We start from the raw sequence: 25475 nt of genomic DNA, 5'->3' as shown, positions 1-25475 counted from the left end.
TCGCTCGCGTGGATCGGTCCCGCGCCGCTCCCCTGCGCGGCGTCGTGTCACCGAGAGAGCACCTGGATCTGCGGAAAGACTAACAATCGGGGGACATGCCGGGAATGTCTGTGGCTGGGTTGTGATGTCATAGCGGGATGCCGCAGACCAGGAGGGCCGGAGCAGCCTGCGCGCTGCTCGGACTCGTCCTGGGCGCTCTCGCACTGGGGCCCGGGCTGGGGTGGGGGTTCGTCCTCGTCCAGGACATGGTGTTCGTGCCGGAGCCGCGTTTCTCGCGCTTCACCTTCGGGCTGGCCGGCGGGGCGCCGCGGGTCGTGCCGAGCGACGCCGTCGTGACCGCGGTGGCCTCGGTGGTTCCCGCGGAGCTGGTGCAGAAGGCGGTCCTGCTGGGGGTGTTCGCGCTGGGCTGCGCGGGGGCGGGGCTGCTGGTCCCGTCGGCCGTGCTGGGGCCCCGGCTGGTCGCGGGAGCGTTCTACGTCTGGAACCCGTACGTCGCCGAGCGGCTGCTGATGGGGCAGTGGGCGCTGCTCCTGGGGTACGCCGGCCTGCCGTGGGTGGTGCGGGCGGCGTGCGCGCGCCGCCGCGTGGCCGTGGCGATGGTGCCGGCTGCGGTGGGCGGGTTCGCCGCGATGGCCGTCACCGCGATCACCGTCATCCCGTCGGCCTGGTACGCCCGGAGCGCGACCGTCGAGCACAGACGCCGGATGGTGGACACCGTGCTGGCGGCGAGCCTCGTCCTGGCGTTCAGCCTGCCCTGGCTGGTGCCCGCGCTGGCCCGGCCGGAGGCGCTGAACGGGGACGGCGTTGGCGTGGACGCGTTCGCCGCCCGGGCGGACGGCCCCTTCGGCGCGGTGGTGAGCCTGCTGTCGCTCGGCGGGATCTGGAACGCCGGCGCGGTGCCCGCCGGGTACGACGCACCGGTCGCCGCCCTGGCCAGGCTCGTGCTGGTGCTCGCCGGGATCGCGGCGGTGGCGCGCGCCCGGGACCTGCCCGGCCGGGCGGGGCTCGCCGTGGCGTCGGCCGCCGGGTTCGCGATCGCCTGCCTCGGCGTCACCGCCGCCGGCCGGGCGGTGCTCAGGTGGCTGGTGGAGCTGTGGGGCGGGTTCGGGGTGCTGCGTGACGCGCAGCAGTTCCTGGCGCCGCTCGCGCTGCTGGCCGCCGTGGGGCTCGGCCTGCTCGCCGCGCGGGCCGCCGCCGAGGGCGGGCGCCTGGTGCCGTACGGGGTGTCGCTCCTGGTGCTGGCGCCGGTGGCGGTGCTGCCGACGCTGGCCTGGGGGGCGTTCGGCCGGCTGGAGGCGGTGGAGTATCCGCGCGGCTGGTACGAGGCCAGGGCGGCGATCCTGGCGGACGGGGCGCCGGGGGACGTCCTGGTGCTACCGTTCGAGTCTTATCGCCGGTTCCCCTGGAACGGCGGGCGGGCGGTGCTCGACCCGGCCCAGCGCTTCTTCGCCGCGCCGGGGCGCGACGTGGTGGCCGACGACTCGGTGCGGGTGGGCAGCATGGTCGTCGCGGCCGAGGACCGCCGGGTGCGCGAGGTGGAACGCGTACTAGATGGATCTTCGCCAGACCTGGCCGCAGCGGGCTTCCGGTACGTCGTGGTGGACGCGGGGACGGCCGAGGAGCGTGCCGGGTTCGTCCGGTGGACCGAGGGGGCCACCCTGGTCGTCGATCGGCCTGAGCTGCGGTTGTACAGAATTCAAGCGCCTGCCGGGAACGATCATCCTACTTGATCGGCGACTTTGTGAAAATTCAGTCTGGCTACTAGCGAGTAAGGAGAATTGGTTCTAAGTTGGGTGCGCCCGGGTCATTGCCGCCTCAAAGGAGGAATTCCCGGTGATAAAGATCCTCTTAGCAGCGATCATTGGCGTCGCCCTGGCCGCACTGGTGGCGACCGTCACGACCGTGTCACTCACCGGTGCCACGGCGACACCGGTCAACCGTCCGCTCTACAACTACGGCGACCGGTAACACGGGCCATGCCGCCCTCCCGTCAAGGGAACGAGAGGACGAGCCGACCGACACTGCTTGAGATCATCGTTCCCGCGTACAACGAGGAACGGCGACTTCCTGGGGGGCTCCTGCAGCTGTGCGCGAAGCTTGCCCGCCTTCCGTTCCCGACAGCCGTCATCGTCGTGGACAACGCCAGCACCGACCGCACCGCGGAGATCGTCAGTACCTGGCCGCAGGAGCCGGTCCCCGTACGCCTCGCGCAGTGCCCCACGCCCGGCAAGGGCGCGGCGGTGCGCGCCGGGCTGCTGGAGACCACTGCGCCCTTCGTCGGCTTCTGTGACGCCGACATGGCCACCGACCTGCGGGCCGTCGAGCGCGCCTTCGGGCTGCTGCTCTCCGGCGAACGCATCGTCATCGGCTCGCGCGCGCATCCCCTGGCCGAGGTGGAGCACCGGCACAGCCCGATCCGGGAGCTGGGCGCGTTCGGATTCCGAGCGCTGGCCAGAGTGCTGGTGCCCGGGGTGAGCGACACGCAGTGCGGGTTCAAGTTCTTCGACGGGCTGCTCGCCCGCGAGATGGCGGCCCGGCTGCGGACCGACGGCTTCGCCTTCGACGTCGAGCTGCTCGCGCGCTGCGTCGCGGACGGCGCCTCGGTCCTGGAGATCCCGGTGACGTGGCATGACATGCCGGGCTCGCGGTTCTCCCCGGCCCGGCACAGCCTGGGCATAGTGCTGGAGCTCTGCCGGATCTGGGCGCGGCTGCGCGCGGAGTCGCGCGGCGCGCTCAGGGTGAAGCAACCGCTGGACTCCCTCGGATATCCGTGAACATCGCCATCGTCAACTGGCGCGACCCGTGGCATCCGGCCGCGGGGGGCGCCGAGGTCTACGCATGGGAGCTGGCCCGGCGCTTCGCGGCCGACGGGGACCGGGTGTGGTTCGTCACGGCCCGCGCTCCCGGGCAGGCCCGCGAGGAGACCGTCGAAGGGGTGCGGCTGGTCCGCATGGGCGGGCCGTTCACGGTCTACCCCCTGGTGCTGCTCTGGATGTCGGTCCGGCGCAACCGCTTCGACGTGGTCCTCGACTGCCAGAACGGCATCCCGTTCTTCACGCCGCTGGTCGTGGGGCGGCGTACCAGGGTGTTGTGCGTGGTGCACCACGTGCACGACCGGCAGTTCGACGTGCACCTGCCGTGGTGGCTGGCCGCGCTCGGCCGGTTCCTGGAGGGGCCGGTGTCGCGGTGGGCGTACCGGGGGCGCGAGTGCGTGGCCGTCTCGCCGTCGACCGTGCGCGCCATGCGGGAGCGGCTCGGCTGGCGCGGGCCCATCCACCTGGTCCCGAACGGGGTGCCCGGCCGGCTGCGGGCGCCGCGCGCGGGCGCCGCGCGGAGCCGGCGGCCGCGGCTCGTGTGCGTCGGCAGGCTCGTCGCGCACAAGCGGGTGGAGCTGCTGCTGGAGGCCGTGCCCGAGCTCAGGAAGCGCTGGCCGGACCTGGTCGTGGACGTCGTCGGCAGGGGACCTGAGGAGGCGCGGCTGCGCGCCGCGGCTCCCGAGGGCGTCGTCCTGCACGGCTATCTGACCGAGGAGGAGAAGGAGCGGCTGGTGTCCGCAGCCTGGCTGCAGGTCAACACCTCTCAAGGCGAGGGATGGGGGCTGTGCGTGCTGGAGGCGGCCGCGTTGGGGGTGCCGACGGTGGCGTACGACGTGGACGGGCTGCGGGACGCGGTGCGGCCCGGCGAGACCGGCTGGCTGCTGCCCGAGGGCGGGGACCTGGCCAAGGGCATCACCGCGGCCCTCGACGAGCTCACAGTGGCCTCCGACACCTATAGCGCGAAATGTCGGGAATGGGCGGCTCAGTTCTCCTGGGACCGCAGCGCCGAGCGGCTCTCCGCCCTCGTCCGCCGTCCCCCCGGCGCCCCCGCCACCCCTGTCGTCCTTGAGTGGGAGGAACGGTGACCGAGCGGGCCAGGCATCGGCTCTGGCTGGCGATCTGCTGCCTCGGCTTCGCCGTGCTGTCGTTCACCACCAAGCCCGGCAGCATCATCTCCGACACCAAGCTCGACCTCGCGCTCAACCCGATCGGCTGGCTGGAGCGCGTCGCCCACCTGTGGGACCTCCAGCACTTCGGGCAGCTCCAGAACCAGGCCGCCGGCTACGTGTTCCCGATGGGGCCGTTCTTCGCGCTCGGCGAGCTGGCCGGGCTGGATGCCTGGGTGACCCAGCGGCTCTGGCTGACGGCGCTGCTCTGCCTGGCGTTCCTGGGCGTGGAGCGGCTGGCCAGGCAGCTCGGCGTCGGCGGGCCCGGCACCGCGATCGCCGCCGCGCTGGCGTACGCGCTGGCACCGCGCACCCTGTCGATCCTCGGCGAGATCTCGATCGAGTGGCTGCCCGCGGCGATGCTGCCGTGGATCCTGATCCCGCTGCTCACCGCCGCGGAGACGGGCCAGCGCGCCCGCGGCGCGATCAGGTCCGGGCTGGCCGTGGCGCTGTGCGGCGGCGTGAACGCGGTGGCGGTGCTGGCCGTGCTGGTCGCCCCCGTCGTCTACATCCTCACCCGGCCGCGCCCGGTGCCCCGCTGGCGGCTGCTCGCCTGGTGGACCGGCACCGTGTCGGTGGCCACGCTGTTCTGGTGGCTGCCGCTGCTCCTGGTGGGCCGCTACGCGTTCTCCTTCCTGCCGTACACCGAGACCGCCTCCACCACCACGCAGGTCACCTCGCTGACGAACGTGCTGCGCGGGGCCTCCGACTGGGTGCGCTACCTGACCGTCAACGGCGTCGCCACGCAGCCGCCCGGGTACGAGATCGCCACCGCGGCCGCCATGGTCCTGGTCACGGGCCTGCTCGCCGCGCTCGGCCTGGCCGGGCTGGCCCGGCGCGACCTGCCCGCCAAGGGGTTCGTCGTCACCCTGTTCCTGATCGGCACGGCGGCGCTGGTCGCCGGGCACATGAGCGCGCTGGAGCCGGTCGTCGCCGAGCCCGTGCGCTGGCTGCTCGACGGGCCGCTCGCGCCGCTGCGCAACCTGCGCAAGTTCGACCCCCTCGTCCGGCTGCCGCTGGCGCTCGGCCTGGCCCACCTGCTGGCCCACGTGACGGCCCGGGCGCGGCTGCCGATCCGGTCGGTGGCCGTGGCGACGCTCGCCGCGCTGGTGCTGCCGGTCTTCAACCAGGGCCTGGCCCCGCCCGGCGAGTTCAAGGAGGTGCCGCTCTACTGGCGGCAGGCCGCGACGTGGCTCAACCAGAACGCCGGTGACGACGGGGTGCTCGTCGTGCCCGGTTCCAAGTTCGGCGAGTACCTGTGGGGCCGGCCCATGGACGACCCCCTGCAGCCGCTGTCCGCCGTCCGCTGGACCGCCCGGCAGGTCACGGCGGCCGGCTCCGTGGGCATGACCAGGCTGCTCGACGTCATCGACCAGCGGCTGACCGCGGGCCACGGCTCGGCGGGGCTGACCGAGGTGCTGCGCAGGATGGGCGTGCACTACCTGCTCGTCAGGAACGACCTGATGCGGGCCAACCTGCAGGGAGCCTGGCCGTCACGCGTCTACGAGGCGCTGCGCGAGTCGCCCGGCATCACCAAGGTCACCTCGTTCGGCGGCGAGGTGGGCGACACCGGCACCGACGACGCCATCGAGTCGGTGGACTGGCCCTTCCCGGCGCTGGAGCTGTACAAGGTGTCGGAGAGCACCGACATGGTCAGCGTGGAGCCCGCCGCGGACGCGCTGGAGGTGCGCGGCGGTCCGGACTCGCTGCTCACGATGGGTGACCTCGGCCTGCTCGGCGAGGGCCCGGCGCTGGTGAACGGCGACGGGGCCGACTCCGGCCTGCCCACCGTGGTCAGCGACGGGCTGCGGCTGCGCGAGCGGCAGTTCGGCGAGATCAGGTCCAACTGGTCACCCACCCTGACGGCGGACCGGCGCGACGACTTCACCGGCGTCAAGGAGCTCGACCTGCTGGAGGACGGCTGGCTGGAGGAGACGGCCACCGCCGAGTACGACGGCATCGCCGACGTCACGGCCTCCTCCTCGGTCGCCGACGCCGACGCCGTGCCCGGCCTCAGCACCCCCGGCCGCGGCCCCTGGGCCGCGCTGGACGGCGATCTGGACACCGGCTGGGAGAGCGGCGGCTGGAAGCGGCCGGAGAACGAATGGCTCCGGATCGACCTCCGCCAGCCCCGGGAGATCCCCCGGCTGCGGGTGACCTTCACCAACAACCTGCTGATCAGCCAGTCGGTCAGGAAGGTGGCCGTGGAGACCGAGAGCGGCCGGCTGGTGCAGGACGTGGCCAAGACCAACGACGCTCAAACGCTCCGCGTCCCCGCCGGGCCGACGGGCTGGGTGCGGATCAGGGTGCTGGGCACGTACAACGCGGAGTGGAGCTTCGTGCAGCGGGTCGGCATCACCGAGGTCGCGATCCCCGGGGTCCTGCCCGGCCGCACCATCAGGATGCCAGGCCGGGACGGGGACGTCTTCGTCATGGACCGCGGGCTGGACGAGCGGCCGCGCTGCATGCGCAACTGGGCCCGCTGGGTGTGCAACCCGCTGCTGGTCAGGTCGGGGGAGGAGGGCGCCGGGTTCGACCGGACGTTCACCTCGGACTCCGGCCGGAAGACCACCCTGCGGGGCTCGGCGGTGCTGCGGGACGTCGCGCTTGTCGACCGGTTCACCCGGTTGAGCGGCGACCTGACCACGGTGACCGGTTCGTCCGCGATGAGCAAGGACGCGGTGGTCGCGCCGAGGTCGGCGTTCGACGCCGACTCCGCCACCACGTGGGTGCCCTCGCCGGAGGACGCCGAGCCGACGCTCACGCTGGGCTGGAAGGGCCGGCGGACCGTCTCGCAGATCCAGGTCGCCCGCCCCGGCGGCGACCGGCAGGCGCTCGACGTGGTCGTGACCGGCGCCAAGGGCGAGGTCCGCGGCGGCCGGGTGGACGCCGGCGGGACGCTGCGGTTCAAGCCGCTCACCACGACGCGGCTGAAGCTGCGCTTCTACCCGGCCTCGCGCCGGCTCCAGGTCACCGAGCTGGTGATCCCCGGCCTCAGCCCGGCGAGCCGGCCAGCCGGGCCGGAGTTCCGGCTGGCCTGCGGGCTGGGCCCGACCCTCCAGGTGAACGGCGCGGCCGTGAAGACCAAGGTCACCGGCGTCTATGCCGACCTGCTGGAGGGGCGGCCCGTGCAGATCACCGCGTGCGGCCAGGTCACGCTGCGGGCGGGGGACAACCGGGTGCGGGCGGCCGGCTGGGAGCCGTTCGCGGTGGAGAACCTCGCGATCGGCGCGTTCCCGCCCGGGCGCAAGGCCGTGGAGAGCTCCGCCGTCCGCGGCGCCTGGTCCTCCGTCGAGCGCGAGGTACGGGTGAGCGCGCCGGAGGACTCCTTCCTCGTGGTCAACGAGAACTTCAACGCCGGCTGGCGGGCCGAGCTGGACGGCCGGCAACTGCGCCCGATCCGGATCGACGGGTGGAAGCAGGGCTGGCAGCTGCCCGCGGGCACCGCGGGGACGGTGCGGCTGACGTACGAGCCCGACCAGCCCTACCGGCTCGCGCTCGGGCTGGGCCTGGCCGGGATCGCGCTGCTCGCGCTCCTCTCCCTGGTGATGCACGGACCCCGCCCCGAGCACGTCAAGGAGACCGCCGCCGCGGCGGAGTCGCGGCTGTCGCGCTGGCGCGTGCCCTACGTCGTGGTGCTGGGCCTGGCGTTCGGCGGCTGGGTGGCGAACTGGCCCGGCATGCTCGTGGCGCTCGCCGCCGTCGTGGCCACCCTCTGGCTGCGGGTACGCCGGCCGCACACGCACTGGGCGACGGCGGGCCTGTTCGGCGCGGCGACGGTGGCGCTGGCCGCCGGGGTGTTCCTGCGCAACCGGGGCGTCGACGTCGATCCGCTGCTCGACCAGGTGCCGCAGCTCCTGTCGTGCGCGGCGGTGGGGTCGCTGTTCGGCCAGCTCGTCACGGCGCCGGAGCCGACACCGGAGCCTGAGGTTCCGGCCGAGCAGGAGGTGCTGACCGCCACCGGCGGCTGAGCCGCAGCGCGTTCTCCTCGACGAGGTGGTAGCTCACGGCGCTCACCAGCAGCGAGCCGACGAGCGTGGGCACCGCCACGCCCACGAAGTCGCCGCTGAACACCGGGCGGCCGGTGAGCTTGTAGAAGAGCGTGATCACCGGCGCGTGCCACAGGAAGAAGCTGTACGAGATGCGCCCCAGATAGGCGGTCACCGGGTTGCCCAGCACCCGGTGCGGCAGCGTGTCGCGCCGGGAGGCCAGCGCGAACGGGGCCACCAGCAGCACCGCCACCGCCGTCTCCAGGACCATCCGCCACAGCGACTGCGACAGGCTGGGCAGCGTGAGGGTGCGCGGCCCGGCCAGCTCCGTGCTCAGCACCGCGAACGCCAGCAGCGCCAGCACCAGGAGCTGCGGCGCCAGCGCGTCCACCACCTCGCGCCGCTTGATCCACACCGACAGCACGGCCATCGCCATGCCGGCGGCGAAGAAGATCAGGTGGTTCGGCAGCCACAGCGCCAGCTCCGGCTGGTCGAGCACGTGCGAGACGACCACGCCGGCCAGCGAGATCACCGGGAGCACCGCGATGCCGCCGAGCAGCCGGAGAGGCCGGTTGCCGCCGCGCGCCCACCGGTGCAGGAGCCAGGCGAGCACCGGCAGGACCAGGTAGAAGGCCATCTCGATGGGCATCGTCCACATCTGGTAGAGCCCGTCGGGAGCCCGCCCCTGCTCGAAGTAGTTCTGCAGCAGGAACAGCCACTTGAGCCAGCCCGTCCAGTCGAGCTGCCCCCAGGCCCAGAGCGCCGCCGCGGTGACCAGCCAGTAGGCGGGCAGCACGCGCATCGCCCGCCGCCACAGGTAGCGGCCCACCCGCGGCGACGGCGCGTCCTCCAGCACGGCACGGGCCCACGGCCGGTAGAGCAGCAGCCCGGACAGCAGGAAGAAGATCGGCACGGCGATGCCGAGCCGGGACGTCATCCAGGCGAACATGCCCTCCTGGTAGATCATCCCGGTGTTGCCGCCCACGTGCAGGACCCAGACGCCGAGCGCGGCCAGGGCCCGGATGCCGTCGAGCGCGGCGTCCCGCCCGGTGGCGGGGCCCTCCGCGGCGGCCGTCACCCGAGTTTCCTGAGCACCAGGACGAGGTTCCACGTGACGAACTCCCGGACGACGGGGACCTTGACCAGCGGACGGCACCACCACGGCAGGTAGCGCGGGAAGGCGTCGACCAGCTCGACGTCCCGCGCGGACCGCGCCCAGCGCAGGCCGTGCGCGACGGAGACGGGGAAGAGCGAGCGCCCGTAGCGGTTCTTGGGCTGCCTGCCGTGCACCCGCGCGTACCGGCGGGCGGCGTGCTCGCCGCCCAGATAGTGCCAGGGCGAGGTCTCGTGCCCGCCCCACGGGGAGAGCCAGTTCGTGTACGCGAGGAAGATCACCCCGCCCTCGCGGGTGACCCGGGCCATCTCGGCCGCCATCCGCCACGGGTCCGGAACGTGCTCCAGCACGTTGGACGAGAAGCACACGTCGACCGACCCGTCGGCGAGCGGCAGCTCCAGGGCGCTGCCCAGCACGCCGGAGCCCGGTGCGCCCTGGCCGGCCAGCTCTCCCGCGTCGACGTCCACGCACACGCACCGGGCGCCGGCCCGCCTGAAGGCGTCGGCGAAGTATCCGGGGCCGCCGCCCACGTCGAGCACGGTGGCGCCGGCCAGGGACACGCGGTCCGCGAGCTGGGCGGCGGTGTCGGTGGCGAGGGTGGTGTAGTACGCGTCCGGCTTGGCCTGCTCTGTCCTGAACGCGCGGAACAGCCGGATGGACCTGGCCAGATCGGCACGCATGCCCACGACTCCGTCCCGTCGAGAAGACACCCAGAATAGAACGCGTTCCGATGCCTGGGTACAGGCAATCGCCGGGGGCGTCAAGAGAGCGGTCGTCGGACAGGGTATGTTCGGTGCACCGACGGTCCTTCGTAGAACATGTTCCGATTTGTTACTCGGATGTGGCTGTGAAGACGTCTCGCCGGATGCTACTTTCCAGTAACGATCATGTTACGTACATCACACGCGCGACTTGAAGTCCGGGGGGCGGGGCGCTGAGTATGTAACCGGTTCTCGCACCTTCGACGCCAGGAGGATCTTGAATGCAGCGCACACCTGTACTCGTTCTCGTCGCCGTTGGTGCGTTTCTGGTGGTCCTCGCAGGAATGGTGAAATTCTGGGCGGCGGACCGGGTCATCTCCGCGCCGGCGGGCCAGTACAGCACCGTCGAGCTCGAGGCCCCGTCGTCCCAGTACTTCTCCGTCGCCGACGGGAAGGTGCTGACCGCGAACCTCAAGATGCTGGTCACCACCCGCGGCGACGTCTCGCAGGCCACCGACTCCCGCGTCGTCTGGGACGAGTTCACCGTGGTGGACGACGTCACCAACAACAAGCCGCAGATCAACATCTCCGAACGGCGCAGCGCCTTCGACCGGCACACCGGCGTGGGCGTCAACTGCTGCGGGGTGAGCGTCAACAAGGAGCCCGTGACCCTGGAGGGGCAGATCTACCTGTTCCCCTTCGGCGTGGAGAAGAAGACCTACAAGTACTTCAACCAGACGGCCAAGCACGCCTTCGACGCGACGTTCGTCAGCGAGGACACCGTGGACGGGCTGCCCGTCTACAAGTTCCAGCTGAAGGTGCCGCCGACCAAGATCGCGACGTTGAGCGCCCCCGCCTCGATGATGGGGATGACGGGGACCGGTGACGTCCAGGTCGACCGCTGGTACGAAGGCGTGGACACGTACTGGGTGGAGCCCACCAGCGGCGCGCCGGTCAAGCAGGAAGTGAGCAGGAACGAGACGCTCAAGAGCCAGGACGGGGTCGAGCGGGCCAAGGCCCTGGTCGCCACCGCCTCCTTCACTCCGAAGACCATCTCCAACCTGGTGGCCACGGCCAGGGACGCCAAGAACCAGATCACCCTGGTGAAGACCACGATCCCCATCGCGCTGCTGGCGTCGGGCCTGCTCGCGTTCGGCGCCGCGCTGGTGGTCGCCCGCCGCCGCACGCCGCGCGCCGTCGTCAAGGAGCCGGTCGACGCGTAACTGCTGGAACAGGTTGCAGTTCGGCCCGGCTTGCGCGAGCAGCCGGGCCGAACTCGTGACTAGAGCAAAGGTTCTAGGGTAGAACGCGTTGCAGTTCGCTGGTTTCGCGGCTTATGGTCGGCTCATGCGGACACGTGTCACGGACATGTTCGGAATCGAGCTCCCGATCTTCGCCTTCAGCCACTGCAGGGACGTGGTCGCGGCCGTGAGCCGCGCCGGCGGCATGGGTGTGCTCGGTGCGCTCTACTTCACCCCAGAGGAGCTCGAGACCGAGCTCAAGTGGATCGACGACCACGTGGACGGCAAGCCGTACGGCGTGGACGTCGTCATGCCCGCCTCCTACGAGGGCGCCGACTTCGCGCCCGAGGAGCTGGTGGGCCGCCTGCAGTCGATGATCCCCGACGGCCACCGGGGGTTCGTCGAGAACCTCCTGGCCAAGCACGGGGTCCCGCCGCTGTCGTCGGACGCCGACCCCGGCAAGGTGCTGCTCGGCTGGACGGACGCCACCGCGCGCCCCCAGGTCGAGGTCGCCCTGCGGCACCCCATCGCGCTGCTGGCCAACGCGCTCGGCCCGCCTCCCGCTGACGTGGTGGACCTCGCCCACGAGCACGGGGTCAAGGTCGCCGCCCTGGCCTCCACGCCCCGGCACGCGCTCAAGCAGGTGGAGGTCGGCGTGGACGTCGTGGTCGCCCAGGGCACCGAGGCCGGCGGCCACACGGGCGAGATCTCCACCATGGTGCTGATCCCGCAGGTGGTGGACGCGGTGGACGTGCCCGTCCTGGCCGCCGGCGGCATCGGCAACGGCCGCCAGATGGCGGCGGGGATGGCGCTGGGCGCCGAGGGCGTCTGGACCGGCTCGCTCTGGCTCACGGTCGAGGAGGCCGACACCCCGGAGATGGCCAAACGCCGCATCCTGGAGGCCACCTCCCGCGACACCGTCCGCTCGCGCAGCTGGACCGGCAAGCCCGCGCGGCTGCTCAAGAACGCCTGGACGGAGGCGTGGGAGTCGGAGGAGTCGCCCGGCACGCTGCCGATGCCCCTGCAGTTCATGCTGGTGTCGGACGCCCTGCGGCGCATCGGCCGCTCCGACGTGTCGGACCTGGCCACCTTCCCGGCCGGCCAGGTCATCGGCATCACCAACCAGGTCCGCTCGACCAAGGACGTCATGTTCGGCCTGGTGGAGGAGTACGGTGAGGCGCTCGAACGCCTGGAGCGCCTCACCGGCGACTAGCGCGCGTGGTAGGTCGGGGGGCGCTTCTCGCGGAAGGCCCTGGTGCCTTCCTTGGCGTCCTCCGACCCGATCACCGGCCAGCCGATCTCGTCCGACACCTTCAGCGCCTCCGGCTCCGGCATGCCCAGGGTGTCCCGGTACGTACGCAGGATCGCCTGCACGGAGAGCGGCCCCGAGGAGGCGACGTCCTCGGCCAGCTCCCGGGCCGAGGCCAGCGCCTGGCCGTCGGGCACCACGCGGTTGACCAGCCCCATGGACAGCGCCTCCGCCGCCGTGATCGGGCGGCCGGTCAGGAGGAGGTCCATGGCGTGGCAGTACGGGATCTGCCGGGGCAGGCGTACGGCGCTGCCGCCCATGGGGAAGAGCGCCCGCTTGGCCTCGAACAGCCCCAGCGTGGACGACTCCGCCACCACCCGCAGGTCCGTCCCCACCAGCAGTTCCGTGCCGCCCGCCACCGCGTAGCCCTCGACCGCGCTGATGATCGGCTTGGTGGGCAGCTCCTCCCTGAGCAGGCCCTTCCAGTGGAAGTTGGGGATCTGCGCGGCCCTGGCCTGGACCTCCGGGTCCGTGGACGGCTGCCCCATGGCCTTGAGGTCGGCCCCCGCGCAGAACGTGCCCTCGGCGCCCGTCAGGATCGCCACCCGGATCCCGGCCTCGGCCGACGCGTACGCCCATGCCGAGGCCAGGCCGATCAGCATGTCCGACGAGAGCGCGTTGCGCGCCTCCGGCCGGTTCATGGTGACGATCAGGACATGGCCGTCTCGTTCGATCCGGCAGTGGGGGGTGCTGATCGGCAGGAGCTCCACGTACGCCTCCGAAGTGTCTAATCAAGCGCTTGCTACGAACTTCGGCCCCAGGATACGCTCCCAGCAGCAAACGAGAACAGGTTCCTGTTTTGCTCGCGCCACGACTCCTGGGAGTTCAGATGGGCACGCTCGGTTTCTGGAGGCTCGCGCAGGCGGATCCCGAGTGGATCGCGGCCGTGGACCCCGACGGCACGGAGCATCGCGCGGGCGATCTGCTCGCCCGGGCCAACCGCCTCGTCCACGGCTTACGCGGGCTCGGGCTCCAGCCCGGCGACGGCATCTGCGGCCTGGTGCCGAACGGTGCCGACGGGCTCGTGCTCTATCTCGCCGCCATGCAGGCCGGCTGGTACTACACCCCGGTCAACTGGCATCTGACCGGCCCCGAGATCGCGTACATCGTCTCCGACAGCGAGGCCAAGGCGTTCTTCGTGCACCCCCGCTACATCGAGGAGGGCGCCAGGGCGGCCGAGGCGATCGAGCCGCACCGCCGCTTCCTCGTCGGGGAGGACAAGATCGATGGCTTCCGCCAGGTGAGCGAGCTGACCGACGGTCAGCCGGACACCGCGCCCGAGGGCCGCACCGCGGGCGCCACCATGCACTACACCTCGGGCACGACCGGCAAGCCCAAAGGGGTCAAGCGCCGGCTGAACGGCCTCGATCCGGACGACTCCGCTGAGCTCATGACGTTCCTGCTCGGACTGTTCGGCATCACCCCAGGCCGACCCAACGCCCACCTGGTCACCTCCCCGAACTACCACACCGCGGTCACCCAGTTCGGCGGCACCGCGCTGCACATGGGACACACCCTCGTCTACATGGACAAGTGGGACGCCGAAGAGCTGCTCCGGCTCTGCGAGCGCCATGGCGTCACGAACTCCCACCTCGTCCCGACCCACTTCAAGCGGCTGCTCGCGCTGCCGGAGGAGACCCGGACCAGGTACGACCTGTCCTCGCTCAAGTGGATGATCCACGCCGCCGCCCCCTGTCCGGTCCCGGTCAAGTGGGCGATGCTCGAGTGGTGGGGCGACTGCGTGTACGAGTACTACGCGGCCACCGAGGGCGGCGGCACCCTGGCCACGCCCGAGGACTGGAAGGCGCATCCGGGCACGGTCGGCAACGCCTGGCCCATCAGCGAGCTGCTGATCGCCGACGATCAGGGCGAATCCGTGCCGACCGGCACAGCCGGGACGATCTACATGAAGATGATGGGCGTCCCGTTCGAGTACAAGGGCGACCCCGCCAAGACCGCCGCGAACCGGCTCAAGGAGTACTTCACCGTCGGGGACATCGGATACCTGGACGAGGACGGCTTCCTCTTCCTCTGCGACCGCAAGGCCGACATGATCATCTCCGGCGGGGCGAACATCTACCCCGCCGAGATCGAGAACGAGCTCATGATCCACCCGAAGGTGGCGGACGTGGCCGTGTTCGGCATCCCGGACGAGGAGTGGGGCGAGCAGATCAAGGCCGTGGTCGAGCCCGCGCCGGGCGTCGAGCCCGGCCCCGAGCTGGCCCGCGAGCTGCTGGCCTCGCTGGAGGGCCGCCTGTCCAGGATGAAGTGGCCCAAGAGCGTCGACTTCATCGCCGAGATGCCCCGAGAGCCCAACGGCAAGCTGCTCAAACGCAAGCTCCGCGCCCCGTACTGGGAGGGACGAGACCGTGCCATCTGATCCGCTGGTCGCCCAGCACGTCCTGGAGTTCCCGGGCGGCTACACGAGAACCACAGGCCCCGTGATCGGCCGGTTCCTGAGCGAGTTGCGCGGCCGGCGCATCGTCGGGGTGCGGACGAACGAGGGCAAGGTGCTCGTGCCGCCCCTGGAGTACGACCCCGCGACCGGCGAGCCGGTGACCGCCGAGTACGTCGAGGTCGGTCCGGCCGGCACGGTCACCACCTGGGCGTGGGTGGACGAGCCGCTCGAAGGCCACCCGCTCGACCGCCCCTTCGCCTGGGCGCTGATCAAGCTGGACGGCGCCGACACCGCGCTGCTCCACGCCGTGGACGCGGGCAACGCCAAGGCGCTGGCCGTGGGCGCGCGCGTCTGGCCGGTCTGGAGCGACCGGCCCACCGGCCACATCCGCGACATCTCCCATTTCGCCCCCGAGGTCACGAAGATCGTCTCCAACGTGCGCGCCGAATACCGCCTCCAGGCGGGCGGCGCGCTCCGCGTCTTCCTGGAGGGCGTCCGGCGCGGCGTCTTCCTCGGCGGGCGCTGCGAGACCTGCGACAAGGTGTACGTGCCCTACCGCCAGTCCTGCCCCGAATGCGGAAGCGGCATCGCGGAGACGCTCGAAGTGCCCGACACCGGCACGATCACCACGTTCGCCATCAACAACCTGCCCGATCCCCGGGCCCCGCAGGTGCCGTTCGTGTCGGCGTACATCCTGCTCGACAACGCCGATATCCCCATGATCGCGCTCATCGGGGACGTACCCGCTCACGAGGTGCGCCAGGGCATGCGGGTCAGGGCGGTCTGGGTGCCGGAGAGCGAGCGTACGGCGTCAATGTCGAACATCCGCTGGTTCGCCCCCACCGGCGAGCCCGACGTGGAGCTGTCATGAGAGATGTCGCGATCGTCGCGTTCGCCCAGACCCGGCATACCGACCACGACGCCGGGCAGACCGAGCCCGAGCTGATCCTGCCCGTGATCGACGAGGTCAAGGAGCGCACCGGGCTCAAGAGGTTCGGCTTCACCTGCTCCGGCAGCTGCGACTACCTCGCGGGTGCCCCGTTCTCGTTCGTGTCGGCCCTCGACGCGCTGGGCGCCTGGCCGCCCATCTCGGAGAGCCACGTGGAGATGGACGGCGCCTGGGCCCTGTACGAGGCGTGGGTCCGGCTCCAGCACGGCGACATCGACTCGGCCCTGGTCTACGGGTTCGGCAAGTCGTCGCTCGGCGACCTGAACACGATCATGACGATCCAGCTCGACCCCTACTACCTGGCGCCGCTCGGCCTCGACCTGCTCTCCTACGCCGCGCTCCAGGCCGGCGCGGTCGGCGCGGACCGCAAGGAGCTCGACGAGATCGTCCGCAGGAGCCGGGCGGACGGGCGGGCCAACCCGTACGCGCTCGACCTGCCCGATCCGGACGGTGAGGACTTCGCGGTGCAACCGCTCAAGAAGACGGACGTGCCGCCCATCACGGACGGCGCGGCGGCGATCGTGCTCGCGGCCGGTGACCTGGCCGGGGAGCTGTGCCCGAACCCGGCCTACATCAGGGGCATCGCCCACCGCATCGAGCCCCACTACCTGGGCATGCGCGATCTCTCCGCGTCGGCCTCCGCGGCCGACGCCGCACGGGCGGCCGGGGTCGGCAAGGGGCCTGTCGAGGTGGCCGAGCTGCACGCCCAGTTCCCGCACGAGGAGATCATCCTGCGCCGCGCGCTGGAGCTGCCCGGCGAAACGGTGATCAACCCGTCCGGCGGCCCGCTGGCCGCCAACCCCGTCATGGCCACGGGCCTCATCCGCATCGGCGAGGCCGCGCGGCGCATCCTCGACGGCGACGCGAGCCGCACCGTCGGGCACGCCGCGGGCGGGCCCTGCCTGCAGCACAACCTCGTCACCGTATTGGAGGCGTGACATGGGCAACCGCTGTGCGGTCATCGGCGTCGGGCAGACGCACTACACGACCAAGCGCAGGGACGTGTCGATCGCCGGGCTGGTGCGCGAGGCGGCGCTGCGGGCGCTGGAGGACGCCGGGCTGTCGTTCAAGGACATCGACGCCGTGGTCATCGGCAAGGCGCCGGACCTGTTCGAGGGCGTGATGATGCCGGAGTCGTACCTGGCGGACGCCCTCGGCGCGGCGGGCAAGCCGATGATGCGGGTGCACACGGCGGGCAGCGTGGGCGGCTCCACGGCGCTGGTCGGCGCCAGCCTCGTCCAGGGCGGCGTGCACGACCGGGTGCTGGTGGTGGCCTTCGAGAAGCAGTCGGAGTCGAACGCCACCTGGGCGCTGTCCACGCACCTGCCGTTCAACGCGTCGCTGGTCGTGGGGGCGGGCGGCTACTTCGCGCCGCACATCCGCGAGTACATGCGCAGATCGGGCGCGCCCGATCACATCGGGACGCTGGTGGCGGTCAAGGACCGGCTCAACGCGCTCAAGAACCCGTACGCGCACCTCAAGATCCCCGGCATCGACCAGAAGATGGTCGAGTCCACGCCGATGTTGTGGGAGCCGATCCGCTACCTGGAGACCTGCCCGTCCAGCGACGGCGCCTGCGCGATGGTGCTGTCGTCCGAGTCGAAGGTCACCGGCACCCCGGCCTGGGTGCACGGCGCCGCCATGCGCTCCGAGCCGATCTTCCGCGCCGGGCGCGACACGGTCAGCCCGCAGGCGGGCAAGGACTGCGCGGCCGACGTCTACCGCCAGGCCGGCATCACCGACCCGCGGCGGCAGATCGACGTGGCCGAGACGTACGTGCCGTTCTCCTGGTACGAGCCGATGTGGCTGGAGAACCTGGGGTTCGCGGCGGACGGGGAGGGGTGGAAGCTCACCGAGTCGGGCGCGACGGCACTCGACGGTGACACCCCGTGGAACGCCTCGGGCGGGGTGCTGTCGAGCAACCCGATCGGGGCGTCGGGACTGATCAGGTTCGCCGAGGCCGCGCTGCAGGTGCGCGGGATGGCGGGCGAGCACCAGGTGGACGGCGCCCGCACGGCGCTCGGCCACGCCTATGGCGGGGGAGCCCAGTTCTTCGCGATGTGGATCGTCGGACGGGAGAGACCCTGATGGAGTTCAACCACGCTGACCTGTTCGAAGGGCTCGCGGACGCGATCGGGGACAGGACCGCCGTCGTCTGCGGCCCGGACCGGCGCACCTACGCCGAGCTGGAGGCCGAGTCGAACCGGCTCGCCCACTACCTCATGGACCTGGGCGTCCAGCCCGGCGAGCACGTCGGCCTCCACCTCTACAACGGCATCGAGTACGTGGCGGGCCTGCTGGCCGCGCTGAAGATCCGGGCCGTGCCGATCAACGTCAACTACCGCTACGTCGAGTCCGAGCTGCTCTACCTCTACCGCGACGCCGACATCCGGGCGCTGGTCTACGACGTGGAGTTCGACGCGCGGGTGGCCGCCGTGGCGGACCGGGCGCCGCTGCTGGAGCACCTGATCTCGGTGGGCGGGCCGTCGGCGATCGGCGCGGCGGTGCCGTACGAGACCGCTCTGGAACGCGGGCGGCCGGAGCGCGGTTTCCCGGCGCGCTCGGGCAACGACGTCTACATCATCTACACCGGCGGCACCACGGGCATGCCCAAGGGGGCGATGTGGCGCGTCGAGGACCTGTTCATGGCCTTCGGCGGCGGCAACCCGTACGGCGAGCCGCGCGCCACCCCGCATGAGGTGATCGACGAGGCCGTCAAGGCAGGCCCGATGGTGATGATGGCCGCGCCGCCGCTGATGCACGGGGCCGCGCAGATGGCCACGTTCATCGCCTGGTGGATGGGCGCGACCATGGTGTACGTGCGCAAGTTCGACGCCGAGGACGTGTGGCGGGCGGTCGAGCGCGAGCGCGTGCTCACTATGAACATCACCGGCGACGCCATGGCCAGGCCCCTGGCCGAGGCGCTGGAGAAGGGCGGTTACGACGTTTCCTCGCTGTTCGTGGTCAGCTCGACCGGGGCGATCCTGTCGGGCGCGGTACGCGACCGGCTCCAGAAGGCACTCCCGAACATCGGGATCCTGGACAACTTCGGCTCCACCGAGTCCGGCTTCACCGCGTCCGGCGTGGCCGGGTCCTCGCCGGAGAAGGGCCTGCGCTACCAGCCGAACTCCGTGGTCAAGCTGGCCGTACTCGACGAGAGGCACCGGCCCGTCGAGCCCGGCTCCGGGCAGCTCGGGACCGTCGCCAGGGCCGGGCGGGTGGCGTTCGGCTACTACAACGACCCCGACAAGACGGCCCGCACGTTCGTCACCGACGCGGACGGCACCCGCTGGCTGCTGACCGGCGACCTGGCGACCGTGGACACCGACGGGACCGTGAACGTGTTCGGCCGCGGCTCGCAGTGCATCAACACCGGCGGGGAGAAGGTGTTCCCCGAGGAGGTCGAGGCGGTGCTCAAGGGGCATCCGTCGGTGTTCGACGCGGTGGTGACCGGGGTGCCGGACGAGCGGTGGGGGAACAGGGTCGCGGCCGTGGTGGAGCCGCGGCCGGGCGTCGAGGTCACGGCCGAGGAGCTGGACGCGCACTGCAGGACGCTGCTGTCGGGGTACAAGGTGCCTCGTACGTACGCGTTCGTGGAGGAGATGGTGCGCTCGCCGGCCGGCAAGGCCGACTACCGGTGGGCCCGCGAGACGGTCCAGGCCAACGACGCCTAGAGCCGCTGCAGTTCCTCCTCGATCGCCGCCGTCTCGTCGCGCCTGCCCGTCTTCTCCAGCAGCGTCAGCCTGCCCCGCAGCACGTCGCGGAGCAGGTCGGGGACGCCGTCGTGGGCCGTCAGGTCCCGCAGCAGCCCCGCGGAGACGCGCAGCGCGGCGTCGGCGGCGTCGTCCCTGCCCAGCTCCTGCTGGCACAGGCCGAGCCGGGCGTGTGCCACGGCCCTGGACAGCTCGTCCCGGGTCACCTGCGTGGCGCGGTGGAAGACGAGCCCCGCCTCCAGCGCCCGGCCCGCCTCCATGAGGGCGTCGCCCAGCATGAGCATCGCCCTGGACAGCAGCTCGCGCTGCGTCGGGTTCCCCTGGCCGGAGCGCTGCTCCACGATGCTTCCCGGGCCGAACCACTCCAGCGCCGCCACCGCCTCCCGCAGCGGCTGGATCGCCTCGGCGGCCAGGCCCCGCATCCTGAGCGCCGACGCCATCGTGAGGCAGGCGCCCGCCCGGCTGGTGTGCAGGGCCTGCGCGTTCACGCCGGTGGTCAGCAGCTCGTCGTAGATGCCGATGGCCTCCCGGGCCCTGGCCTCGGCCTCGGTCCCCTCGTCCAGCCCGAGCAGGGGCAGCAGCTCGGAGCTCTGCGCCAGGGAGTCGGCGAGCACGGCCCGGTACGTGAGATCGTCCGGCGACCGCCGGGCCCGCGGGATCAGCTCCTCGACGAGCGCGTTGGCCTCGGCGAGCTCGCCGCGCATCATGTGGCACCGTACGAGCCGCTGGGTGGCCAGGGTGTGCTTGAGCGTGCCCGGCGGCTGCCCGGCGGCGGCGATCCCGGCGTACTCGGCGGCCTCCTCCGGCCGCCCGGCGGCCAGCAGGTCGTCGGCGATCACCGCGGCGGTCTCGGCGGCCTCCCGCTGCTCCGACAGGTCCGTATAGAGCCGCAACGCCTCCATGAGGTGCGCCAGCGCCTCCGGCTCCCTGCCGGCGGCCCGCAGCGCCCGCCCGCTCACCTGGATCGCCTGAGCGCGGACGCGGCGCAGCTCCGGCCTGGCTTCCGGGGCCCGGTCCAGCTCGGCCAGGGACCAGGTGATCGCCTCCAGGGCGGCCTGGGGGCGTTCGAGCATGGCCAGGGCGGCGCCGAGCCGGGCGTACGTGACGGCGGCCAGGGCCGGGTCGTCCAGCTCGTCGCAGAGGTCGGCGGCCCGCTCGCAGTGCGCCAGCGCCTCCACGGGGCGGCCCTGTTCGAGCAGCAGGACGGCGTAGCGGTTGAGGACGTCCGCCGGCACGTCGCCCGGCTGCCCGGCGAGGAGGTGGACGGCCTGCTCCAGGACGGCGGGATCGGCCTGGCCGTGCCGGGCGAGCGCGGCCAGCGCCAGGCCGAGCCGTCCGCGGTGGTCGCCGGAGAAGGCGGCCAGCCCTCGATAGACCCGGACGGCCAGCTCCGCGCACAGCACCGCCGCGTCTTCCTGCGCTGTGCCTTCCTGCGCCGTGCCTTTCTTCGCGGCTGCGCCGAGCCGTGTCAGGCAGCGCCCGTACCGGTCGTGCACCTCGGCGCCGCCGCCGCTCAGCGGCACCTCCCGCTCCAGCGCGTCCGTGAAGGACGCGAGCGACGGAAGCAGCTCGGACGGGTCGCCCGGATAGCCGGAGACCTCCTCGATGAGCGTTCCGAGCACATCCGTCCCGGGAAGTGGGCGTGTGTCGAGCATCCGGCGGTAGAGGGCGATGCCCGCGGCCGGTCCTTCCTCCTCGACCCGCATCCTGGCCAGCCGCGCGAGGGCCGGCAGGTGCACGCCGGCGAGCTCCGGCGGCGGGTTGGCCATCAGCTCGACGCCCTCGGCCAGCTTCGGCCCGGCCGCGCCGGGATCGTGCAGCTCGGCCAGGCACAGGCCGGCGAGCTCCAGGCAGGCGGCGGTGAGCACCCGGTCGTCCGCCGGCGTCATGACATCGAGGGCCCGGGTGGCCGACCGGAGCGCGCCTTCGACGTCCTGCCCGGCGAAGCGGGCGCCGCCCTGCAGGCACAGCGCCCCGGCGAGGGCGGAGGCGGCCGCGAGCCCTTCCGAGACGAGCCCGTCGTACAGGTCGACGAGCCGGTCGGCGGCAGCCTCCGCGCCGGCCCGGGGTAGCGCGGCCGTCTCCAGGATCAGCAGCTCGGCCAGCTCCGTACGGAACACGACGCTCGTCTCGGCCATCGGCTCGTAGGACTCGACGGCGGTGCGCAGGTGCGGCCTGGCCTCCTCGGCCCGCCCCAGGCTCACGAGCGCCCTCCCGAGCGCCGCCGCCACCATCCCCACGGCGATCGCGTGCGGCCGCTCCGGGCCGGGCTCGCGCTGCGGCGCGTCCGGTACGGGGTGGCGGCTCAGCAGCTCGGCGGCCTGCGTCGCGAGCACGAGTCCGTCCCCGGCCCGTCCCACGTCCGTCCAGGCCCGGGCGAGCACGGCCTGCGCGGAGATGTAGGCGTGGATCTCCGGCGTGCCGCCTCCCTCAGCGGCCTGCCGGCACTCCACCAGCCGCCGCTCCGCGCTGACCACGGCCTCCTCCGGCCGCGAGGTGACCAGCTCCAGCAGCCACGGCCGCCCACCCACGCGGCCCGCCGCCGGCTCCGGTCGTCGTGCTCGCGTCCGTGCCTCGGATGCGTGCCGCGCGGGGGAGCCGTTCTCGGCCGTCAGGTCCTCGGGGCTCAGCCCGTCGTACAGCTCGGCGGCGAGCTCCAGCTGAGCCCGGCCGTCGGCGGGCCGCCCGAGCTCGTCCAGGCACAGGCCGAGCAGCCGCCTGGCCCGCGCCTCCGTGGCCGGGCGCCGGTCGGCCGCCACGCTCATGGCCTCCTGCAACGGCCCCAGCGCCGCCTCGGGCCGGTCGTCGACCAGCAGCAGCTCGCCCAGCTCCAGCAGCTGCCCGGTCAAGGCATGACCGTGCTCGTCGGGTTCCAGGGCGACGAGAGCACGCAGGTTGCGTACGGCTTCGGCGGCGGACCGCACGGCGGCGTCCAGGTCGTCCAGCCGGGCGTGGAGCCCGGCCAGCAGCCCGGCGGCGTCGGCGAGCATGGACCGCAGGCCGGGCTCCTGGGCGGCGAGGCCGCGCAGCCGTACGACGGCCTCCGAGGCGGGGACGACCGCGTCGGCCGGCCTGCCCTGCCCTTCGAGCCAGGCGGCCAGGAGGTGGAGGTGGTGGGCCAGATCCGTGTTCGTGGGGGCCACGCCCTTGACGGCCGCGGTGATGGCGACGGCGAGGCAGGCGGCCAGCTCGGGCAGCGCGCCGCCGTCCGCCTCCTCGAACGGCACCAGCGGCCCGGGCACCGGCACCGCCGTCCCCGGAGACGACGCCACACCCGGGACGGGGAGCACGCCATGAGGCGGCGCGACGGGGAGCGCTCCGGGAGACGGCGCGAGGGCCGGTGCGGCGAGCAACCTCATCGGCGGCGTGTCGTCCGGCCGGAACCCGGCCCCAGGATCCGGCGAAGGCGAAAAGGCCGGGTGGGGGCGCACGCGTGGTTGCGTGGTCGGTTCGGGCCCCGGCCATGAGGTGACGGACGGCCCCGACCGCGGGGGTGCGGAGGCGAGCGCCGCCAGGTGGGCCGCGGTGCCGGCGTCGCCGCCCGCCGCCTCGAACGCCGCCACGGCCTCGTCCAGCCGCCCGAGCTCCAGCAGCGCGCACGCGACATTGTGCTGCGCCCGCGCCGCCTCCGCCGCGTACCCCGGGTCCTCCTCGGCCAGGATGCGGAACCTGGCCGCCGCCTCCTGCGCGGGCTTGAGCGCCGAACCGGCCTCGCCCGCCAGCAGCAGGCACGCCCCCAGGCTGAACAGCGCCTCCGCCCGCCCGGCCGCCGCCTCGTACGGGGGAGCGGCCGCGTAGATCTCGACGGCCTCCGCCGCCGCCACGACCGCCTCGCCGACCCGCCCGACGGCCACCAGCCGCCCGGACAGCGAGGTCAACCCCGCGGCCTGCGTGATCCGCTCGCCACTCGCCCGGCGGTGCCGTACGGCCAGCTCGCCGAGGGTGACGTGCAACGCCCGCAGCCCCAGCGCCGCGCCCCGCCCGCTCTCCAGCAGGCCGGACGCGGCCTCGGCGAGCTCCCGGTCGGCGGGGAACAGCGTGAGGGCGGCGTTGAGCAGGTCCCCGAGCCGGGTGGCGGGATTCGCGGCGGCCTCGGTGACCATCGCGCCGATCCTGGCCCCGACCAGGGAGCGCAGCGCCGACCCGACCCGCGCCCGGTCGGCGGACAGGCGCAGGACGTGCAGCAGGTGGACGAGGTGGTGGACCGTGCGGCCCTCGTGATCGTGGAGGGCGAGCACGAGCTCGTCCAGGCCCTCCGTCTCGGCCAGGAGCTCCTCGGCGACCAGGTCGGGGCCCAGCTCGCCGCTCGGGAAGACGGTGCCCAGCCAGCGGGCCGCGTTCGTGGTGTGCCCGTGGAGCCCGGTCCCGCCACGCAGCCCGGGTACGGCCGTCAGCAGGCCCGGCAGCTCGGCAGGCGCCGGCGCGGTGAGCGTGAGCACCGCCACGGCCTGGCGTGCCGTCACGTCGTCCACGCGTTCGTGCTCGGCGGGCCACACCCGCGCCCACTGGTCGCTCTCCCGCGCCAGGAACCGGTGGAGCAGGCCGTCCCCGTGCGGCCGCATCGGCTGCGTGCGCAGGTCGGCGTCGCGTGCGTGCGCGGGCGGTTCGCCGTCGCGGGAGGGTGTGGGGTGCTCGTCGTCGCACAGCCGGAGCAGAGCCGCCAGGTGGACGTGGAGCGGGAGGCCGTACTCCGGGTCGTCGAGGCGGGGAGGGGCGGGCAGCGCGGCCCGGCTGGGGGCGAAGGCCTTCATGGCGGCGAGCGCGTGGTCCGTGCGCTCCGCCAGGGTGAGCGGGTGGGCGTTGAGCTGGACCGTCGTGGAGGTGAGCCGTCTCAGCCAGCCGCCGGCCGCCGTGTCGAGCCGCCGCCACCAGTCCGCCTCGCCGAGCTCGCGGGCCAGCAGCAGGAGCCGTACGCGGGGGTTGCGCCCGTGCTTGGCCAGGCGCCGTACCAGCTCGCCCACCAGGGGCGGGGACGGGTCAGGATGGTCGACCACGAGCAGGGTCGGGCGTAACGCCTCCAGGGCCCGGCCGGCCAGCGGGCCGCCGGCGGAGTCCAGCGGCAGGAATCCGGTGTCCCACCCGGCCTCGGCCAGCTCCGCGCAGAGCTCGCCCGCCAGCCTCGTCTTGCCCGTGCCGCTCCGGCCGGTCAGCACCGCGATCGACAGGGCGGCCGGTTCGGCGGCCCACGAGCGCAGGTCCGCCAACTGCTCGTCCCTCCCCAGGAACGGCACCACCGCGTGCCGCGCCATCAGCAGCGTCCAGTCGGAGCAGTCCTGGGGCAGCCTCTCGCGGGCGGGGGCCAGGAGGTCGGCGAGGATCACCGAGGGGTCGTCCTCCGCCACGGTCTCCATCCGGCCGGGTGCCACGCCCGCCAGCTCGCAGAACCGTTCGTCGCCCAGCAGCGCGGTCGCGGGCACCGCGTCCAGCTCGTGCGGTGCGGTCCCGGACGGGCCGGCGGCGACCACGCCGATGATCTGCCCGGCCGGCTCGGCGAGCAGGACGGCACCCGACAGGCCCCGCGTGAGCGCACCCGGCGGCGACTCGGGCCCGGGGCTCAGCACGCTGACCGCCAGGACCTTCGACACCGCGCCGGTGGGGGCGTCGACCAGGCCCGTCACGGTGTCCGCGTCCCGGATCCCGGCCCGCCGCCCCAGCCACGGGAACCCTCTGGCCACGCAGCGCACCCTGAAGCCCGTTGCCGCGCCGGAGGAGGCGGCCACCCTGGCCCAGCGGACGTGTTCGATGCCGGGGACGCCGGCCCAGGGGGCTCCGGCGACCCGCAGGAGCACCGCGCCCGCCCGCCCGCGCCATACCTGCTCGGCCTCGGCCCAGTGGCCCGAATCGGCCGCGCGTACCTGGCACGGCAGCCCGTGGGCCACCACCAGGCCGGAGGTCAGCACCAGATCGGCGCCGATCGCATAGCCGGAGCCGGTCACGCCGACGAGGTCGTCGTGACCCGAGTAGACCTCGACGACCCGTTCGAGCCCGAGGCGGTGCGGTGGCGTGTCCATGAGGTCCGCCTCTTAGCTACGTCCCGACGTGCCGTCCCCCTGATCTGATCTCACTATCGCACTATGAG

At 72.8% G+C, this 25475-nt stretch carries 16 protein-coding genes; 12 read left to right on the top strand and 4 right to left on the bottom strand.

Annotation, left to right across the window (positions count from 1 at the left end):
• The first annotated feature begins 137 nt into the window (after nucleotides 1-137).
• The 5 genes from ACIHFD_RS20180 (at nucleotide 138) to ACIHFD_RS20160 (ending at nucleotide 7953) form a co-directional block, all read left to right on the top strand.
• Nucleotides 138-1730 carry a hypothetical protein gene (locus ACIHFD_RS20180; protein WP_397368221.1) on the top strand — a complete coding sequence of 531 codons (1593 nt, stop codon included), beginning with the start codon at nucleotides 138-140 and terminating at the stop codon, nucleotides 1728-1730.
• 103 nt (nucleotides 1731-1833) lie between these two features.
• Nucleotides 1834-1968 (top strand): hypothetical protein, encoded by a 135-nt coding sequence (locus ACIHFD_RS20175; RefSeq protein WP_318787313.1) that lies wholly within the window; start codon nucleotides 1834-1836, stop codon nucleotides 1966-1968.
• Nucleotides 1969-1976: 8 nt separating this feature from the next.
• Nucleotides 1977-2774 carry a glycosyltransferase gene (locus ACIHFD_RS20170; RefSeq protein WP_363962543.1) on the top strand — a complete coding sequence of 266 codons (798 nt, stop codon included), beginning with the start codon at nucleotides 1977-1979 and terminating at the stop codon, nucleotides 2772-2774.
• On the top strand, nucleotides 2771-3901 hold the full coding sequence (locus ACIHFD_RS20165) for a glycosyltransferase family 4 protein (RefSeq protein ID WP_397368220.1): 1131 nt from the start codon (nucleotides 2771-2773) through the stop codon (nucleotides 3899-3901). Before ACIHFD_RS20170 ends, ACIHFD_RS20165 begins: the two co-directional genes overlap by 4 nt.
• Entirely contained in the window at nucleotides 3898-7953 is a 4056-nt protein-coding gene (locus ACIHFD_RS20160) for an alpha-(1->3)-arabinofuranosyltransferase family protein (protein WP_397368219.1), read from the top strand. The genes ACIHFD_RS20165 and ACIHFD_RS20160 overlap by 4 nt, the downstream gene beginning before the upstream one ends.
• Here ACIHFD_RS20160 and ACIHFD_RS20155 read toward each other — a convergent pair.
• Nucleotides 7880-9049, bottom strand: a complete 1170-nt coding sequence (locus tag ACIHFD_RS20155) for an acyltransferase family protein (RefSeq protein ID WP_397368218.1) — start codon at nucleotides 9047-9049, stop codon at nucleotides 7880-7882. The genes ACIHFD_RS20160 and ACIHFD_RS20155 overlap by 74 nt on opposite strands.
• Nucleotides 9046-9765 (bottom strand): methyltransferase domain-containing protein, encoded by a 720-nt coding sequence (locus tag ACIHFD_RS20150; RefSeq protein ID WP_397368217.1) that lies wholly within the window; start codon nucleotides 9763-9765, stop codon nucleotides 9046-9048. Before ACIHFD_RS20150 ends, ACIHFD_RS20155 begins: the two co-directional genes overlap by 4 nt.
• 302 nt (nucleotides 9766-10067) lie before the next feature.
• Here ACIHFD_RS20150 and ACIHFD_RS20145 point away from each other — a divergent pair, with 302 nt between their 5' ends.
• Together ACIHFD_RS20145 and ACIHFD_RS20140 are read left to right on the top strand one after the other, a co-directional pair.
• A complete protein-coding gene (locus ACIHFD_RS20145; RefSeq protein ID WP_397368216.1) occupies nucleotides 10068-11009 on the top strand; it encodes a DUF3068 domain-containing protein in 942 nt (313 codons plus the stop codon).
• A gap of 124 nt (nucleotides 11010-11133) precedes the next feature.
• The gene (locus ACIHFD_RS20140) at nucleotides 11134-12240 is read left to right on the top strand and encodes a nitronate monooxygenase family protein (protein WP_350728481.1); all 1107 of its coding nucleotides are present in this window, start codon (nucleotides 11134-11136) and stop codon (nucleotides 12238-12240) included.
• Here the strand turns inward: ACIHFD_RS20140 and ACIHFD_RS20135 are convergent.
• Nucleotides 12237-13046, bottom strand: a complete 810-nt coding sequence (locus tag ACIHFD_RS20135) for a crotonase/enoyl-CoA hydratase family protein (protein ID WP_350728482.1) — start codon at nucleotides 13044-13046, stop codon at nucleotides 12237-12239. The two genes, ACIHFD_RS20140 and ACIHFD_RS20135, sit on opposite strands and share 4 nt — an antisense overlap.
• Nucleotides 13047-13165: 119 nt before the next feature.
• Between ACIHFD_RS20135 and ACIHFD_RS20130 the strand changes: the two genes are divergently transcribed.
• From ACIHFD_RS20130 to ACIHFD_RS20110, 5 genes are read left to right on the top strand one after another with little or no spacing between them, the layout of a single operon-like run.
• Nucleotides 13166-14716 (top strand): acyl-CoA synthetase, encoded by a 1551-nt coding sequence (locus ACIHFD_RS20130; RefSeq protein ID WP_397368215.1) that lies wholly within the window; start codon nucleotides 13166-13168, stop codon nucleotides 14714-14716.
• Nucleotides 14706-15605: a Zn-ribbon domain-containing OB-fold protein gene (locus ACIHFD_RS20125; protein ID WP_397368214.1), complete on the top strand. Its 900-nt coding sequence runs from the start codon at nucleotides 14706-14708 to the stop codon at nucleotides 15603-15605. Before ACIHFD_RS20130 ends, ACIHFD_RS20125 begins: the two co-directional genes overlap by 11 nt.
• The gene (locus tag ACIHFD_RS20120) at nucleotides 15602-16621 is read left to right on the top strand and encodes a thiolase domain-containing protein (protein ID WP_350728485.1); all 1020 of its coding nucleotides are present in this window, start codon (nucleotides 15602-15604) and stop codon (nucleotides 16619-16621) included. Before ACIHFD_RS20125 ends, ACIHFD_RS20120 begins: the two co-directional genes overlap by 4 nt.
• A gap of 1 nt (nucleotide 16622) precedes the next feature.
• Complete coding sequence (locus ACIHFD_RS20115) at nucleotides 16623-17771, top strand: thiolase domain-containing protein (protein ID WP_397368213.1); 1149 nt, start codon at nucleotides 16623-16625, stop codon at nucleotides 17769-17771.
• Nucleotides 17771-19357: an acyl-CoA synthetase gene (locus ACIHFD_RS20110; RefSeq protein ID WP_397368212.1), complete on the top strand. Its 1587-nt coding sequence runs from the start codon at nucleotides 17771-17773 to the stop codon at nucleotides 19355-19357. Before ACIHFD_RS20115 ends, ACIHFD_RS20110 begins: the two co-directional genes overlap by 1 nt.
• Here ACIHFD_RS20110 and ACIHFD_RS20105 read toward each other — a convergent pair.
• Nucleotides 19354-25407, bottom strand: coding sequence for a tetratricopeptide repeat protein (locus ACIHFD_RS20105; protein ID WP_397368211.1), 6054 nt, complete (start codon nucleotides 25405-25407; stop codon nucleotides 19354-19356). The genes ACIHFD_RS20110 and ACIHFD_RS20105 overlap by 4 nt on opposite strands.
• Nucleotides 25408-25475: the final 68 nt, after the last annotated feature.

It is taken from the genome of Nonomuraea sp. NPDC051941, assembly GCF_044593615.1.
This window is presented reverse-complemented; position numbering and strand designations above follow the sequence as displayed.